This is a genomic window from Nocardia sp. bgisy118 (assembly GCF_057708605.1).
The window spans coordinates 139376-155868 of record NZ_JBYISM010000004.1; the positions used below are offsets into that span (position 1 = coordinate 139376).

Annotated in this window: 15 protein-coding genes; 6 read left to right on the plus strand and 9 right to left on the minus strand. The window is 68.7% G+C overall.

All coding sequences use genetic code 11. From position 1 onward, the window contains the following. Positions 1 to 72: 72 nt before the first annotated feature. On the plus strand, positions 73 to 1488 hold the full coding sequence (locus tag AC3EO7_RS06490) for an MDR family MFS transporter (protein ID WP_435590692.1): 1416 nt from the start codon (positions 73 to 75) through the stop codon (positions 1486 to 1488). 12 nt (positions 1489 to 1500) lie between these two features. Here the strand turns inward: AC3EO7_RS06490 and AC3EO7_RS06495 are convergent, their stop codons facing one another. From AC3EO7_RS06495 to AC3EO7_RS06505, 3 genes are all read right to left on the minus strand, one after another. After that, complete coding sequence (locus tag AC3EO7_RS06495) at positions 1501 to 2259, minus strand: hypothetical protein (protein ID WP_431969762.1); 759 nt, start codon at positions 2257 to 2259, stop codon at positions 1501 to 1503. Next, positions 2256 to 2465, minus strand: a complete 210-nt coding sequence (locus AC3EO7_RS06500) for a hypothetical protein (protein WP_431969761.1) — start codon at positions 2463 to 2465, stop codon at positions 2256 to 2258. Before AC3EO7_RS06500 ends, AC3EO7_RS06495 begins: the two co-directional genes overlap by 4 nt. 148 nt (positions 2466 to 2613) lie before the next feature. Then, the gene (locus AC3EO7_RS06505) at positions 2614 to 4050 is read right to left on the minus strand and encodes an amino acid permease (RefSeq protein WP_431969760.1); all 1437 of its coding nucleotides are present in this window, start codon (positions 4048 to 4050) and stop codon (positions 2614 to 2616) included. A 165-nt stretch (positions 4051 to 4215) separates the two neighbouring features. Here AC3EO7_RS06505 and AC3EO7_RS06510 point away from each other — a divergent pair, with 165 nt between their 5' ends. From AC3EO7_RS06510 to AC3EO7_RS06520, 3 genes are all read left to right on the plus strand, one after another. Next, a complete protein-coding gene (locus AC3EO7_RS06510) occupies positions 4216 to 4908 on the plus strand; it encodes a TetR/AcrR family transcriptional regulator (protein WP_431969759.1) in 693 nt (230 codons plus the stop codon). Beyond that, positions 4901 to 6088: a serine hydrolase domain-containing protein gene (locus AC3EO7_RS06515; RefSeq protein ID WP_435590693.1), complete on the plus strand. Its 1188-nt coding sequence runs from the start codon at positions 4901 to 4903 to the stop codon at positions 6086 to 6088. Before AC3EO7_RS06510 ends, AC3EO7_RS06515 begins: the two co-directional genes overlap by 8 nt. 65 nt (positions 6089 to 6153) lie before the next feature. Next, the gene (locus AC3EO7_RS06520) at positions 6154 to 7146 is read left to right on the plus strand and encodes an LLM class flavin-dependent oxidoreductase (RefSeq protein ID WP_435590694.1); all 993 of its coding nucleotides are present in this window, start codon (positions 6154 to 6156) and stop codon (positions 7144 to 7146) included. Positions 7147 to 7195: 49 nt separating this feature from the next. On the opposite strand, the gene AC3EO7_RS06525 is transcribed toward AC3EO7_RS06520, so the two are convergent. Next, positions 7196 to 8023 carry an NADPH-dependent oxidoreductase gene (locus AC3EO7_RS06525; RefSeq protein WP_435590695.1) on the minus strand — a complete coding sequence of 276 codons (828 nt, stop codon included), beginning with the start codon at positions 8021 to 8023 and terminating at the stop codon, positions 7196 to 7198. A gap of 136 nt (positions 8024 to 8159) precedes the next feature. Here AC3EO7_RS06525 and AC3EO7_RS06530 point away from each other — a divergent pair, with 136 nt between their 5' ends. After that, positions 8160 to 8918, plus strand: coding sequence for a siderophore-interacting protein (locus AC3EO7_RS06530; protein ID WP_431969755.1), 759 nt, complete (start codon positions 8160 to 8162; stop codon positions 8916 to 8918). Between the two features lie 179 nt (positions 8919 to 9097). Here the strand turns inward: AC3EO7_RS06530 and AC3EO7_RS06535 are convergent, their stop codons facing one another. The 5 genes from AC3EO7_RS06535 to AC3EO7_RS06555 all read right to left on the minus strand — a co-directional run bounded on the left by AC3EO7_RS06535 (position 9098) and on the right by AC3EO7_RS06555 (position 14436). Beyond that, complete coding sequence (locus AC3EO7_RS06535) at positions 9098 to 9832, minus strand: HD domain-containing protein (protein ID WP_435590696.1); 735 nt, start codon at positions 9830 to 9832, stop codon at positions 9098 to 9100. 64 nt (positions 9833 to 9896) lie between these two features. Further along, positions 9897 to 10844 (minus strand): GlxA family transcriptional regulator, encoded by a 948-nt coding sequence (locus AC3EO7_RS06540; protein ID WP_435590697.1) that lies wholly within the window; start codon positions 10842 to 10844, stop codon positions 9897 to 9899. An 86-nt stretch (positions 10845 to 10930) separates the two neighbouring features. Beyond that, positions 10931 to 12481, minus strand: coding sequence for a dolichyl-phosphate-mannose--protein mannosyltransferase (locus AC3EO7_RS06545; protein WP_435590698.1), 1551 nt, complete (start codon positions 12479 to 12481; stop codon positions 10931 to 10933). Between the two features lie 9 nt (positions 12482 to 12490). Continuing rightward, on the minus strand, positions 12491 to 13153 hold the full coding sequence (gene yczE, locus AC3EO7_RS06550) for a membrane protein YczE (protein ID WP_435590699.1): 663 nt from the start codon (positions 13151 to 13153) through the stop codon (positions 12491 to 12493). Positions 13154 to 13212: 59 nt separating this feature from the next. Further along, complete coding sequence (locus AC3EO7_RS06555) at positions 13213 to 14436, minus strand: cytochrome P450 (RefSeq protein WP_431969750.1); 1224 nt, start codon at positions 14434 to 14436, stop codon at positions 13213 to 13215. 388 nt (positions 14437 to 14824) lie between these two features. Here AC3EO7_RS06555 and AC3EO7_RS06560 point away from each other — a divergent pair, with 388 nt between their 5' ends. Beyond that, entirely contained in the window at positions 14825 to 16459 is a 1635-nt protein-coding gene (locus AC3EO7_RS06560; RefSeq protein WP_435590700.1) for a GMC oxidoreductase, read from the plus strand. Positions 16460 to 16493 lie beyond the last annotated feature (34 nt).

Genomic DNA, 16493 nt, shown 5'->3' on the forward strand with positions numbered 1-16493 from the left:
CGTGCGGGAATAGTCGGGACAGCGATACGTTCGTTCGTGATGCTTAGTTGAACGAACGAAAGGGGGCCGCCGGTGGCCACCGAGACCGCGCAGTCGTCCATCGGCCTCCGGTCCGAACGCGGGGCGATACTCGGCTCGCTGATGCTGTCGACCGGGCTCGTCGCCCTCGATTCGACCATCATCGCCACCGCGGTGCTGTCCATCACGGACAACCTCGGCGGGTTCGCCCAGTTCCCCTGGCTCTTCTCGATCTATCTGCTCGCGCAGGCGGTGACGGTGCCGATCTACGGCAAGCTCGCCGACACGGTCGGCCGCAAACCGGTGATCCTGTTCGGCATCGCGGTGTTCGCGCTGGGTTCGCTGCTGTGCGGGCTCGCGCCCAGCATGCTCGCGCTGATCGTCTTCCGCGCGGTGCAGGGCATCGGCGCGGGCGCCATCCAGCCGATGACCATGGTGATCGCGGGCGACCTCTACACACTGACCGAACGCGCCAGGGTGCAGGGCTACCTGGCCAGCGTGTGGGCGATGTCCTCGGTGGCTGGTCCGCTGCTGGGCGGCGTGTTCGCCGACTTCGTCAGCTGGCGCTGGATCTTCCTGGTCAACCTGCCGCTCTCGGCGGTTGCCGCCTCGATGCTGTTGCGCAGTTTCACCGAGCACACGGTGCGGCGCAGCCAGGACATCGACTATCTCGGCGCGGGCCTGCTGACGCTGGGCGCGGGCGCGATCATCCTCGGATTGCTCGAGGGCGGCCAGGCGTGGGCGTGGTCCTCGCCCGCGAGCATCGGCATCTTCGCCGGGGGCGGCTTGGTGCTCGTGCTGTTCGCGCTCGTGGAACGGCGGGCGGCGAATCCGATTCTGCCGCTGTGGGTCTTCACCCGCCGGGTGGTGGTGGCCAGCAGCCTGGTCTCGGTGCTGATCGGCGCGGTGCTGATCGGCCTGACCTCCTACGTGCCGACCTTCACCCAGGGCGTGCTCGGCACCAGCGCGCTGGTCGCGGGGCTCACCGTCGGCGCGCTCACCCTCGGCTGGCCGCTGGCCGCCTCCCAGGCCGGAAAGGTCTACCTGCGCATCGGCTTTCGCGGCAGTGCCCTCATCGGCAGCGGACTCGCCGCACTCGGGGCCGCGTCCACTCTGCTCATCGACGAGCACTCCACGCTGTGGCAGATCTCCGCGTCCTGCTTCGTGATCGGCACGGGCATGGGCCTGGTCGCGACGCCGACCCTGATCGCCGCGCAGACGAGCGCCGAATGGTCCGAGCGCGGGGTGGTGACCTCGGCCAACATGTTCGCCCGCTCGATCGGCAGCGCCGTCGGCGTCGCCGTGTTCGGCGCCATCGTCAACTCCAGGGTCGGCGAGACCGACCACCCCGCCCCGCACACCCTGGCCTCGGCGGTGCACCTGGTCTTCGTGACCGTCGCGGCGATGGCCGCGGTCATGCTGGTGGCCTCGGCCATGATGCCGAACCGCAGCGCCGACGGCACGACCTGATCCGGGCGCGGGTCATTCCGCGGCGCGGCGGCCTTCGATTTCGGCGAGAGCGCGGTCCCGCTGAACTGCGGGCAGCCCGGCGGCCGCCGTGCGCACGGATCGCACGGCGTCCGGCGAGAGCGCGGACAGGGTGCTGTGGAACTCGGGCCACAGATCGTGGTCGGCGGTCGCGGACAGCATGTCCGCGAGCTTCGATTCGGGGACGAGTCCGACGAAGCGTTCGAGCTGCGCGGGCTCGTCCACGAGGAACGCCGTGCGGGTCAGCGCGAGCCCGTCGAGCACCACCACGGTGGCGCGCGCCGCGGCGTCGGAGACCGACGACATCAGATCGCCGAGGGTGATCCAGTCGCCTCGCGCGGCGAGTTGCTCGGCGACGGCTCGCACCGTGGCCGAGGGCAGCCCGGCGATGATGGTCGCCGCGTGGCGGGGGTCGAGCTGGGCGGCGATGTCGGCGAGGAAATCGACGGGCAGGCGTTTGGCCATCTGCACCGCGTGCCCCGGGTCGAGCACCGCCGACATCTTGGCGGCCAGCAGCGCGTTGTGGTGGCGGCCGACCAGCTTGACCAGGATCGGGATGGGAATGACCTTGGTGGCGCCCGCCATTCGGCGCAGCCCGTGTGCCTGGTGGTCGAAGAGCATGTCGGCGACCTGCATACGGAACTGGCGCAATTCCGCGTCGGGCACGTCGCCCAGGTATCCGAGGTCGTCCACCGGGACGCGCAGCGTCCGCGCCAGTTTGACGAGCTGCGGGGCGACGCTCGGCGCGGTCACCGCCCCACCGCCTTCTTCACCGGGCCGCGCAGCATCCGCGGCAGCAGATCCAGCAGGGAGATCGCGGCCTCGTGCAGGTCGTCGAACTGCTTGGCCTCCGCGCGTTCCACGGTCTCGGCCAGTTCGGCCCGGCGGTCCGGCGGCAGCGCGGCGATGGCCGGGGGTAGATCGCCGGGGATCAGTTCGGCCAGCGTTTTCTGCGCCATCGCTACCTCCGTGCGTCGGACGGATCGGGCTCTCGAACTCCTTCGACCAACCGTAGCGAAAGTGGTAGGAAGACGGATCGCCCCGCGCCGGGTGAGCGCGGGGCGATGTGTTCCGAGCGGGGTGGACCGGGTTCGAGGCCCGGCCGCATCACCGCACCGAGACTTCCTCCTGCTCGCGCGCTCCGCCGCCGAGCTTGTCCATCACCACGTAGCCTGCGCACACCAGCACCGTCCACACCGCGCCGACGACGATCGCGGTGCGTCCGCTCTCGGTCCAGAACAGCAGCACCACGACGAGACCGAGGAAGGCCAGCGCCGCCACCGAGGTCACCGGCGCGCCGGGCAGGCGGTAGTCGCTGGCGGGCAGCAGGCCGCGGCTCACCTTGGCGCGGTAGCGCAGATGGCAGACCAGGATCGTGCCCCAGACGAAGATGATGCCGATGGTCGAGACCGAGGTGATGTAGGCGAACGCCTTGTCCGGCGAGATCACGTTCACCACCACGCCGATGACCATCGCCGCGGCCGAGGCGGTGATGCCGACATAGGGCACCGAGCGGCCGCTCAGCTCGCCGAACCGGGCCGGTGCCTCCTGCCGCAGCGACAAGCTGCGCAGCATGCGGCCGGTCGAGTAGATGCCGGAGTTGCACGAGGAGAGGGCCGCCGTCAGCAGCACGAAGTTGATGATGCCCGCCGCGGCCGGAATGCCGATCTGCTCGAACACCTCCACGAACGGGCTCTTGCCCGCGTGGAACGAGCGCCACCCCGCCACCGACATGATGACCACCAGCGCGCCGACGTAGAACAGGCCGATGCGGAAGGGCAGGGTGTTGATCGCCTTGCGCAGCGTGGTGCGCGGATCGCGCGCCTCGCCCGCGGTCACGCCGACCAGCTCGACGCCGACGTAGGCGAACAGCACGATCTGCAACACGAGCAGGGACTGGCCGAAGCCGTTCGGGAACACGCCGCCGTCGTTCCACAGATTCGTCACGGTCGGGTCTGTCGCGTGTCCGATGCCGAAGACCAGCACGGCGATACCGATGCCGATCATGGCCAGGATGGCGGTGACCTTGATGGCGGAGAACCAGAACTCGCCCTCGCCGAACAACCGCACCGAGATCATGTTGGCCGCGAACATCACCCCGAGCACCACCAGCGCGGTGATCCACGGCTCGATGTCGAACCAGTACTGCACGTACTTGCCCGCGACGGTGATCTCGGCCATGCAGGTCGCGACCCACACCGCCCAGTAGGTCCAGCCCGTCACGAAACCGGCGAAGCGGCCGAGGAATTCGTGCGCGTATTCGGCGAAGCTGCCGGAGACCGGCCGGTAGGTGAGCAGTTCGCCGAGCGCGCGCATGATGACGAAGATCGCCAAGCCGGCCGCCAGGTAGGCCAGGATCAGCGCGGGCCCCGCCTGTTCGATGGCTCCGCCCGCGCCGTAGAAGAGACCGGTGCCGATGGCGCCGCCGATGGCGATCATCTGGATCGTGCGCGGGTTCAGACCCCGCGCATAACCCTCCTCGCCCGGCGCGGCCGAATCGGACAGCGCCGCGTCCGCTGGTAGCCGGCGGTCAGAGGCTGTCATACGTAACTGTCCTTCCCCTCATCCGAAAGATCAGCACGTCACGCTACCGGCGACGGCCGGGAAGTCAGCGGGCACGGTCCGCGCGACAACCTTGTTGCTCCTATTCCCTCGCTCTGCCACCATCGATGTCATCAATGATGACAACAACGGTGACAGGAGCAGGTCATGTCGGACAAGACAGCCCGCCCGCACCGGCTGACCAGGGATCGCATCGTGGCAGCGGCGGTGGACATCGCCGCGCGCGGCCGTCCCGACGGGTTGACCGGACGCGCGCTCGGCGAGGAACTCGGCGTCGACCGCTCGGCCGTGTGGCGGCACTTCGCGGACAAGGACACGCTGCTGCGCGCCGTCGGCGACCGGCTGCTGACCCTGGCCTACGAACAGGTGCCCGGCGGGCTCGATCCGAAACCGCGACTGGAGGCGCTGGCCAGGGCGGTCGTCGCGGTCTTCGTCGGGCACCCGTACGTCGGCGCGGCGATCGCCTCGCGCACCACCCGCGGGCCCGGCGAGTTCGCGGTGGTCGACATGATGCTCACGGCGCTGGCCGAGCTCGGCCTCTCCCCCGGTGACGTGGCCCGCTACCAGCGCATGCTCGCGGTGAGCGTGCTGTCCTACGCCGGTGTCAGCGCGAGCTACGCGGTGCTGCCGCAGAAGGTCCGCGACGCCGACGAAAGGTCGTGGACGCGTGAGTATTACGCGGTCGACGCCGAGGAGTACCCGGGCATCGCCGAATACGCCACGCGAGTGGCAGCGGTCGACCAGGACATGGTGCTGGACACCATGATCGAGGCCTTCTGGACCGCGGTCGACGCGCGTACGAAGTCGAATACCAACGAGCGGAACGAATCTCATGACTGACCAGCCCACCCACGGCTCCCGGCTGCGCCGTTACGCGCTGCGGATCGCCGTCACCCTCGGCCTGATCGTGGCCGTGGTCGTCGGCGCCGCCTTCGCCGCCGCACCGCTGTTGCGCATTCCGGGACCGACCACGCTCGCGCACCTGCTGAGCGACGCGCCGTCGACACAGGGCGGCTTGTTCGAGAGCCGGACCGTACCGGCCGCGCCGTCCCCGCGCCCCTTTCCAGTCGCGACGGCGCCGTTGCCGGACACGGTGCCGTGGAAGGGTTCTCGCGTTCCGTTCGCGGAGTTCCTGACCGCTACAGGAACCAACTCGTTCCTGGTGGTACGCGACGGCAAGCTGACCAACGAGTGGTACCGCTCCGGCGTCGGTCCCACCACCAAGCAGTCCTCGTGGTCGGTCGCGAAATCCGTGGTGTCGCTGTTGATCGGCCGCGCCGTCGAGGCGGGCACGCTGCGCGAGGACGACCGGCTCGTCGACATCCTGCCCGAGCTCGCCAACAGCACGGAATACGACACCGTCACCCTGCGCCAGCTGCTGGACATGGCCTCCGGCGTCGACGTCTCGGAGAACTACAACCCGTACTGGCCGCTCACCGGCACGGCCCGCATGTATCTCACCGAGGACCTCGACGGTTTCGTTCGCGACCACCGCGGACTGCGGTTCGCGCCGGGCAGCAGGGGCGATTACCGCAGCGTGGACACCCAGCTGCTCGGCATGGCGCTGGCAAGGGCCACCGGGAAGCCACTGGGTGAGCTACTCGCCCAACAGATCTGGGCTCCGATCGGCGCCGAGGACGACGCGCTGTGGAATCTCGACCGGGCGGGCGGCCAGGAGAAGGCGTTCTGCTGCCTCAACGCCACCGCCCGCGATTTCGCCAAGATCGGCCGGCTGGTGCTCGACGGCGGACGCGCCGGGGCGACCCAGGTGATCTCGCCCGCGTGGATCGAACGGATCTCCACGCCCGCGCCGCTGCCCGTCTCCGACTGGGGATACGGCGCGCAGTGGTGGCACCCGACGGGCGCCGAACCCGATCTGATGGCCATCGGCGTGTACGGACAGTACGTCTACGTCGACCCGCCGAGCCGCACCGTCATCGTCAAGCTCAGCGACCACGGCACCATGCAGGACGAGATGGACACCATCACGGTCTTCCGCGCCCTCGCCGCCGCCCGCTGACGCGCCGGAAATATGTCGGCAGCGCGGGACGTTGCACCGGTGGCCGTCTGCCCTGGAGGAGCCGCATGTTCGACGTCCCGCTGTCCGTTCTGGATCTCGCGCCCGTGCAGACCGGCGCGAGCCCCGGCGAGGCGCTCGCCGCGACGACCGAATTGGCACGGCGGACCGAAGAATTGGGCTATCGGCGATTCTGGGTGGCCGAGCACCACAACATGCCCGGTATCGCCAGCTCCTCGCCGAGCGTGGTGATCGCGCACCTGGCGGCGGCGACCACGCGCATCAGGGTCGGTTCGGGCGGGGTCATGCTGCCCAACCACGCGCCGCTGGTGGTCGCCGAACAGTTCGGCACTCTGGACGCCTTGCATCCGGGCCGGATCGATCTCGGCATCGGACGCGCCCCCGGCACCGACCAGGCCACCGCGCTCGCGCTGCGGCGCACCGCCGAAGGGCTGTCGGCGGAATCGTTCCCCAGCGAGCTGGCCGATCTGCTGCGGTACTTTCGCGGCGTGGGGCCGGGCGGCATCTCCGCCACACCGGGTCGGGGCGCCGCGCCCGAGATCTGGTTGCTCGGGTCCAGCGGCTACAGCGCGCAGGTGGCGGCGGTGCTCGGGGTGCGCTTCGCCTTCGCGCACCACATCAGCCCGACGAACACCGAGGCCGCGCTCGCGTTGTATCGCGACAACTTCCGGCCTTCCGAGCAGCTCGAGCGGCCGCACGCCATGGTCGCCGCGTCCGCGATCTGCGCCGACACCGACGAGCGCGCCGACGCCTTGGCCCGCCCGCGCGACCTGGCCTTCCTCTATCTGACCTCCGGGAGGCCGCGGGCGCTGCCGACGCCGGAGGAGGCTGCGGCCTTCCAGCCCTCCGAGCGGGAGAGCCATTTCATCGCGCAGCGCAGCGCGGGCCAGGTGATGGGCTCGCCGGAGACGGTGCGCGGCCAGCTCGACGACCTGCTGCGCCGCACCGAGGCCGACGAGCTGATGCTCAACACCCTCGTCTACGACATCGAGGACCGCGCCCGCTCCTTCGAGCTCATCGCCAAGGTCGCGGCCGCCTAGTGCGCCGCCGATCCGGAGTCTCAGCGGAGCACGCGGCGCGGCGAACCGCTTAGTGCAGCGGGAAACCGTGCCCGGCCAATGCCTCGCGCAGCCGGTCGCGGCCGTTGAGGCTGCGCGCCGAGGCCAGCCGGTCCAGCACCCGCTCGGTCCAGGAGTGCGCGAGCCCCTGCTCGGCATAGAACTCCGCGATCCGACCCTCGTACTCCGCGACATGCTCGCGCTGGGCCGCCAGCTCGTAGGTTTCGTGATGCAGCACCGCCTCCTGCGGCAGCCGCGGCTTCACCGTGGTCGCCTCGGCCGGGTCGGGATGACCGACCACCAGTCCGAACACCGCGAAAACCTGAGGCGGAAGGCCCAATTCGGCGGCGACCTGTTCCGGCTTGTTGCGCAACGCGCCGATGTAGACGGTGCCGAGCCCGAGCGATTCCGCCGCGACGACGGCGTTCTGCGCGGCGAGTGCGGCGTCGATGAAGCCCACGTAGCTGGATTCGAGGTAGTCGGCGCCCTCCAGCGGGGCGCCGCGGTCGTCGGCGAGTTGCCGGAGCCTGGCGAAATCGGCGGTCCACACCAGCAGCACCGGCGCCTGCTCGATGTGCGCTTGGCCGCCGGCCAGCGCAGCCAGCCGCGCCTTGCGCGCCTCGTCGCGAACCGCGATCACGCTCCACACCTGCAAGTTCGACGAGGTCGGCGCGGATTGGGCGGCGGAGATCACCAGCTTCAGGATGTCGTCGGACACCGGATCCGGCAGGTAGCGTCGCACCGACCGGTGCTCGTGCAGCACCCGCAGGACCGGGTTCCAGTGGGCGGGTTCGACCGGTGTCGCGTCGCGGTAGCGCTGGCGCAGGGCATCGGTCGGGGTCGGTGCTATCTGGGTCATGCCCTCATCTTGACGACCGGCGAGGCGCCCGTCTGCGTTAACCGTCACCGTGAACGGAACGGCACAGCCCGCACCGCCCCTAGTCCGGGTACGGTTGGTAAGGCATACCTAAATCACCGACTGTCCGGAGGTTACCTTGGCACGCCCCCGCACCACTCTCACCGTGCTGCGCACCGAATGGCTGACCCCGCACCTGATCCGAGTCCACTTCGGCGGTCCGGGCTTCACCGCGTTCCGGCCCAGCGAATTCACCGACTCCTATGTGAAATTCATCTTCCCGCGCGACGGCGTCGATGTGCTGCGCACCTACACCGTCCGCTCGGTGGATGTGGACGCCGGAACGCTGGCCGCCGACTTCGTCTTCCACGGTTCGGAAGGCATCGCAGGCCCTTGGGCGGCCTCGGTGCAGCCCGGCGAGACCATCGACGCGTACGGCCCGGGCGGCGCGTACGCCCCGCGCGCCGACGCGGACTGGCATCTGCTCGCGGGTGACGAGGCGGCGCTGCCCGCGATCGCGGCCGCCTTGGAGGCGATGCCCGCCGACGCCGTCGGCCATGCCTTCGTCGAGGTGTCGGGCCCCGAGGACGAACTGAAGCTCGACAAGCCCGAGGGCGTCGAGTTCACCTGGCTGCACCGCGGCGCGCGGCCCGCGGGCGAGCTGCTGGCCGAGACCGTGCGGGCCACCCCGTGGCGTGAGGGCCACGTCCAGGTCTTCATCCACGGCGAGGCGCAGTCCGTGATGCACGATCTGCGCCGCTACATCCGCAGGGAACGGCAGGTGCCCGCGGAGTGGGCCGCCTCGATCTCGGGCTATTGGCGCCGCGGGCGCACCGAGGAGGGCTTCCGCGAGTGGAAGGCAGACCTGGCCGCCAAGGAGACGGTAACCGTCGATTGATACGCGCGTCGGCCCGCGTACGCCCGTTTTCACCGCCCGCACCGGCGCGGTGAAAACGGGGCCGACCGGCTGGGCCTCCCACCGGCGGGCCACCCAGGTCGCGGCCGAACCGTTGAGCGACCGTCCTCGGTGCCGCCCGCTCAACCGCTACGGTGAAAAAATCTTCACGACATCGGAAATCAATCCCCCCAACCGCTCGTGGCCAGGATCGCGTCCCAGGTCAGGTAGGGCAGGTCGGAGTGCCGTTGCCGGAGGATGTCGCCGGGCAGCGAGCCGGGCGGGGCCTTGAGCGGATTCGCCAGCGCCTGCGTTTCGACGGAGTCGGCGAGGGCCCGGCTGCCGCCCAGCCTGGGGTAGCGCGCGTGCACCAGGTCGGCGTAGCCGGGCGGCAGGTCGGCCGGGCTGCCACCGATGTCGATGCCGATGCCCTGCACCGCGATCCAGATCTCCGGCCTGCGCCTGCGGCGGTAGACGGGCGAATCGCTGAGACCCGAGGTGTGCGCGGCGATCGCATCCCAGACGATGTCCACCCGGTCGTCGGTGACGCCGTTGTCCTCCAGGAAGCGGGCGGCGTAGTCCGCGCCGTCGACCTCGAAACGCTGGTCGCCGTTGGCGATGTCGCCGAGGCCGATGTCGTGCAGCGCGCAGATCAGATACATCAGCTCCTCGTCGTAGCCGGACCCGGGCGCCAAGCCCTGCGCGGCCGCGACCGCGCGGCTGAACAGGTAGCCGCGCACGCTGTGATTACGCAGGTGCGGCGCGAGCGCCCGGTCGATCAGTTCGGTGGCGCGGCTCGCCAGCGGCGTGGACGGCAGGGCGAGCGAATCCGCCTGCGCGGCCACCTGATCGGCGGACCAGGCGAGCGCGGCACCGGCCAGACCGGCGCCGAGGGCGGTGCGACGTGATATGGACATGGGTCTCCCCTCGTTCGGTGAAAAGCACCGCGACGCCGCGGGATACGGCGCGCGGAACGGGAATTCAGCGCGCCGCGGCGCGGAATCTGTTGCGGTAGTCGGTCGGCGTGACGCCGAGCCGTTTCAGGAAGGTGCGGCGCATGGTTTCCTCGGAGCCGAGCCCGCTGCGCCGTGCGACGGTCGCCACGCCCTCGTCGCTCGCCTCCAGCAGGCGCTGGGCCGCCTCGATCCGTGCCCGCTCGACGTACTGCGCCGGGGTCACCCCGATCTCCTTGCGGAACAACCTGGTCAGGTGGCGTTCGCTCACCGCGGCGCGTGCCGCGAGCGCGGCCAGGCTGTGGTCGGCGGCCGGGTCGGCGACGACCGAGTCGATCGCCGCGCGCAGTCCGCCTGCGCGCGGCGTCGCGGTGCCGGTGTGCAGGCTGAACTGCGACTGCCCGCCCGGGCGGCGCAGGAACACCACCAGGTGTTTGGCGATCGACCGCGCCGCCTCCGGCCCGTGATCCTCCTCGACCAGCGCGAGCGCCATGTCGATGCCCGCGCTCACGCCCGCCGAGGTGATGATCTCCCCGTCACGCACGTAGATGGCGTCCGGCTGCACGGCGATGCGCGGAAATCGTTGCGCCAGTTCGGTACACGCCAGCCAATGGGTGGTTGCCCTACGTCCGTCCAACAAGCCGGCCTCGGCCAGCACAAAAGCACCGGTGCAGACCGACGCGACGCGACGCGCGTCCGCCGCCGCCGCGGCGACGGCGCGCACCAGCTCCGGCGGAAGCGATTCGCCCACCGCGTATCCCGGCACGAGCAGGGTGTCGGCGCGGGCGGCGAGGTCATCGATGGCGCCCTCCACACCGAGCGGCGCGCCGACGTCGGTGCGAACCGGTGCGCCGTCCGGTGAGGCGAATCGGATGCGATGACCCGCCCAGTGCAGGACCTGCACCGGCCCGGCGACGTCGAGCAACAGCACGCCCTCCGCGATCGCCACCACCACATCGCCACGATCCGATTCCATGAGCCCAGTCTGGGCGGGCGCGGTCATGTCCTCGAGGACACGCAACCCTCGGATCCGGCCACGTCGTCAGCACGGCCGGGCGGCGCCTATCGCCAACTCGGAAGCCACAATTGCCGATTCCAGGTATCCATCGAAATCGGCGTCGCCGTGAGAATCGGCCATATCCAGGCGAAGTCGGCGATCACGATTCCGAGGTACAGGCAGACGATCAGCAATCGCAAACGCCCGCGCTCGGAGGAGGCCGATACGCGGCCCAGGATATCGCCGAGTCCGATCGCGAGCAGCATCACCAGGAACGGCGCCATCGCCGTGGCGTAGAAGAAGTACATCTGACGATCCAGGGACGCGAACCAGGGCAGCCACGCCGCCAGATAGCACATCAGCACGGTCGCGTACCGCCAGTCCCGATGGGCGACGGATCGCCAAGCGGCCCACAGTAGTACGGGGAATGCCAGCCACCAGACAGCGGGCGTGCCGATCAGCACGATGGCTTTCACGCACGGCGCGTCGCCACAGCCGGTCGCCGTACCGGGATCGGGAAAGTAGTACAGCATCGGACGCAGCCCCATCGGCCAAGTCCACGGCTTCGACTCCCACGGATGGTGATTACCCGCCGAATTCGTCAGGTGCGTATGGAATTCGAGAACTGCGCCGCTGTTGTACCACAGCGACCGCAACGCGTCGGGCACGAAGGAAAAGAATCCCCCGGCGCCGACGTGATTTCCGACCGCATATCTGTTGATACCGGTCTCGCTGGCGAACCAGCCGCCGTACGAGGCGAGGTAGAGACCCAACGGAATGACGATCAGCGCGTACATCGACGGGACCAGATCGCGAACGAGCGTACCGACCCACGGCCGGACCACACCGTACGAGCGCCGAGCGACCGCGGTGAACGCCAGCGACATCAGAAAGAAGGCGGCCAAGAAGTAGATTCCCGACCACTTCGTCCCGCAGGCGAGTCCCAGGAATACGCCCGCGCCGAACCGCCACCATCGCACGCCCAACCTCGGCCCGTACGGTGTCGACAGCGTGCGTCCGGCGAGATCGGCATAGGCCGTTCTCGCGCGGATCTCATCGCGATCCACGACGAGACAGCCGAATGCGGCGGTGGCGAACAAAGCCATGAAGATGTCCAGCATTCCGATGCGGGATTGAACGAAAGTCACGCCCTCGGCCACCATCAGAATGCCCGCGATCGCGCCGACCGCGGTCGAACGCGTCAGCCTCCGCGCGATGCGAATCACGATCAGCACCAACACGGTTCCGGCTACTGCGGCGGAAAACCGCCAACCCCAGGCGTTGTAGCCGAAGAGCGCTTCGCCGAGCGCGATCGCCATCTTCCCGACCGGCGGATGGACGATGACGGAAAACCCCGGATTGTCATCGATCCACATCCCGTTGGTCAGCATCTCCCAGCCCTGAGATGCGTAGTACTTCTCGTCGAATACCGGATGTCCGCCGTCGGTCGGATAATTCAGATTGGTGAAGCGGGTGACCGCCGCGAGTGCGGTGAGAAAAGCGGTGACAAGCCATCCGCGAAGACGATCTTCGGGTCCGAAATCCGCGATCGGCCGCAGCGGGCGCGGGCTGGTAAGGGCAGAAGGTACTGGCCGTGGCTCGGTCAGCTGGATCATGCGTCGATACTAGAGGCGCTCCCTGGACAATTCCGCTGAGACAGGCTCGGCCGCGGCGGTTTTCGGCACGGATCGGTGCACGGCGTGGAATCCCGGGAGCCGGCGGTCGACGGCGGGGATCATGAGTTGAATCAGCGGACCGATGCCGAACGCGTAGACGAGGGTGCCGATGCCGACGCTGCCGCCCAGCAGCCAGCCGGTGACCAGCATCGTCACCTCGATGGCGGTGCGGATCAGCCGGACGGACCAGCCCGTGCGCCGGACCAGGCCAGTCATCAGTCCATCGCGCGGCCCCGGACCCATGCCCGCGCCGATGTAGAGCACGGTGGCCGCCGCATTGAGCGCCACGGCCGCGAGCATCGCGGCGACGCGCACCGGCAGCGACTCCCACGTCGGCAGCAGCCACAGTCCGGTGTCCACCGACAACCCGATCACCACGATATTGCTGATCGTGCCGAGGCCGGGCCGCTGCCGCAACGGAATCCACGCGAGCAGCACCACCGCGCCGGTCACCGCGGTGACGGCGCCGAAGCTGAGCGGCACGTGCTCGGCCACGCCCTGGTGGAACACATCCCACGGGTCGAGTCCGAGCCCGGCGCGCACCATGACCGCCATGGAGAACCCGTACAACCACAATCCGCTGTAGAGCGCGACCAACCGCCGGAGAAGCATTCGCCCAGCATGACCGCCACTGGCATCGAGAGACAGATCCAGTAGCCGATAACTGGCTGTCAGTTGGCGGAGAGTGTGGCGGGCATGGAGCGGTAGCTGTTCAGGTTCACCAGGCCACGCGGGATCGGCGGACCGTCCAGACGCAGATCCGGGTACCGCTCGAAGAGGGCTCGCAGCCCGATGGCGCCTTCCAATCGGGCGAGGTGGGCTCCCAGGCAGCTGTGCACCCCGCTGCTGAACGAGAGATGTTCCGCGGCGTTGGCCCTGGTCACATCGAATCGTTCGGGATCGGGGAAGACGGTGGGGTCCTTGTTGGCGCCCTGCAGCAAAAGCAGGATCAGGGAACCGGATTCGACGTGCTGATCGGCGATATCGACGTCGCAACTCGCGAGGCGGCCCGTTATCCGTATGGGTCCGTCGTAGCGCAGGATTTCCTCGACCGCACCCGGCCACAGCTCCGGCTGCGCCTTCAGCATTTCCAGCTGGTCCGGATGGCGTGTCAGCAGGGCGATTCCGTTGCCGAGCATGTTCACCGTCGTCAAGAATCCGGCGTCGAGCAGCAGGGCCGCGTTGGCCACCTGCTCGCGGCGGGTGAGCTCGCCACCTGTCACCAGCATGCTGAGCACATCGTCGCCCGGTTCGGCGGCGAGCCCGGCGATGTGCTGGTCGAAATACCGCTGCCCCTCGGCCAAGTCTTCGATGGCGCGGCGGAAAGCGGCCCAGGTCAGGCCTCGGTCGAGCAGCGGCGCACCGGTGTCTCCCCACCTCAGCAGGGTCGAGTGCATGTCGGCGGGCAACCCGAGAATCTCGGCGATGATCGAGATCGGCAACGGCTCGGAGAAGTCGCTGATCAGATCAGGTCGCGGCGTCGATTTCAGGCGTTCGAGCAGATCATCGGTCACTTCGACAATCCGCTCCTCGAGTTTGGCTATCGCCTTCGGAGCGAATGCCTGCCCGACCAGGCGTCGGTACTTGGTGTGCTCCGGCGGATCGGTCACCAGCATCGAAGGCGGTTCCGCGAGGTTGGGAAGCCCCAGATCCGTCTTGGTCAGTACCCATCGCATCAGCTTCGGCAGGGCTCGATTGTTGGGTGTGAACGTGCCGAAGCGACGGTCCCGCAGGATGAGCCTGCACAGTTCGTGGTCCGCGGTCACGTGCACCTGCTGCGCTATCGTGGGCATCCGGCCCCGCTGCCGGATCTCCTCTACGGAGCGCGGCGCGCCGCGCTCGCGATCCGGACCGACCACGATCTGCGCGAAGGGATCGCCCCGACGTGCCGACACCAAAAGATAGGTCCGTGCCAGGCGATGGAGGAACAGCCACCGTATCCACGCGCGCGCTAACATTTGTCACCTCCCACGCTGGATCTCCCCATGGTAAAGCGCCGCCGCACGCACGGTTGGCAAATTCTCGGCTAGCCGCCGTCGGCGACGTCGCCGACCGGGGCCGGAAGGCATTGCTCATGGTCGTCACGGTGGTCGATCGCACCGACTCCGGCGCTGCGGTCCTGCCACGCAGGTAGCGTGGTAGAGCGGACTACGCCTTGATCAGCAAGCTCCGAGGACACACATCGCAATGATCATCGCCATGTCCCGGCCCGCCCGCGCGTAACCGAGTTTCCCAACACAAACCAAGAGGTACGGGGATGTGATGGAGCGACCTTCAGATCACATGAGGGCCACGACGGACCGGCGCGGCTTCGTCAAAGGCGTCGGCCTGGCCGCCGCGCTGCTGGGTCTTGCGGGTGGAAGCACGCTCGCTTCTCCCGCGTGGGCCGACAGCCCGAATTCGTTGATGTACCGCGTACTGGTGCCGGAGATCTTCGCGCCGCTGCCGGATCCGGCCGACCATGTGCCTGCGATCGTCATCGGCTCGGGGTTCGGGGCATCCATCGCCGCACTGCGCCTGGCACAGTCCGGGACCGAGGTCGCGGTGCTCGAGCGCGGGTCGCGCTGGCCGAATGATCCGTGGCGCTACATCTTCGCCGTCGACACCATCCCGGATGGCCGTGGCTTCTGGCATCGCACCACGTTCACCGGAGTGACCAGGGCCACCATGTCGTTCGATCTGTTCGGCGGGGTCCTCGACGTTTCCAACTACCCGGGCATCGACGTGTGGCGCGGTGCGTGCGTGGGCGGTGGCTCAGTGGTGTTCACCGGAGTGATGCTCGAGCCCGAGCAGCGGTTCTTCGATCATGTGTTCGGCGGTGTGGTCGACTACCACGAGATGCATGACGTCTACTACCCCAGAGTCCGAGATATGTTGCGGCCGAGCCCGATACCGGACGACATCTATCACTCCGTCGCGTTCGCGCACGCGCGGGCCTGGGACGATCAGGTCCGCGCGGCCGGCTATATGCCGCAGCGTATCGACGGCATGTGGAATTGGAACATCATCCGCGACGAGCTGGCCGGGCGATCGAAGCCGTCGGCAACGGTCGGCTGTTCGAACCTCGGCAATTCCAACGGCGCGAAGTTCGATCTGAACCAGAACTACCTGCGCTATGCCGAGGACACCGGCCGCGCCCGGATCTATCCGGGCCACCGTGTGGACGCCATCGCCAAGGAACCCGGACCGTCGGGTCGCTATACCGTTGCCTTGACCAAACTCGCACCCACCGGTGAGGTGCTCCGAACCCGGACGCTGACCTGCGACATGTTGTTCCTCGGTGCGGGCTCGATCGGCACCTCCGAGCTGTTGGTGCGCGCGCGGGAGACCGGCGCGCTGCCGAACCTGAACGAACACATCGGCGAAGGCTGGGGCAGCAACGGCGATGTCGGCTTGGCGCGACCGCTCACCTCACTCGACGTGGGCACGCAGGGCGCACCGTCCGCGAGCCGGATTCTGGACGAGGCGGGCAGACCTGTGTCGCTGGAGAACTGGTTCATCCCCGGCGCGACGCCTTTCGACATCACCACCCTCGGATCGCTGGGCATCGTGCTCGACGACACCCGCGGCCGGTTCGTCTACAACCCGGCCAATGGCAGGGTGGACCTGCAATGGCCTGACGACGGCGCGGCCGGCTACCTCGCGCGAGCGCTGGAAGTCAACGACAAGGTGGCGTGCCACTGCCCGCCCATCGCCCTACCGGTCATAGGCGGGGACGCCTCGTTCACCTCACACCCGTTGGGCGGCGCTGTGATCGGACGCGCGACAGACGGGTACGGTCGGGTACGCGGTTATCGAGGCCTGTACGTGATGGACGGGGCGGCCGTGCCCGGCAGCACCGGAACAGTGAACCCCGCGTTGACGATCAGCGCGCTGGCCGAGCGCAATATCGAACAGATCATCAGTTCTGGGGAGTAGGCCGAGACACACGCTTCGGCATCTTTTCTCCGAA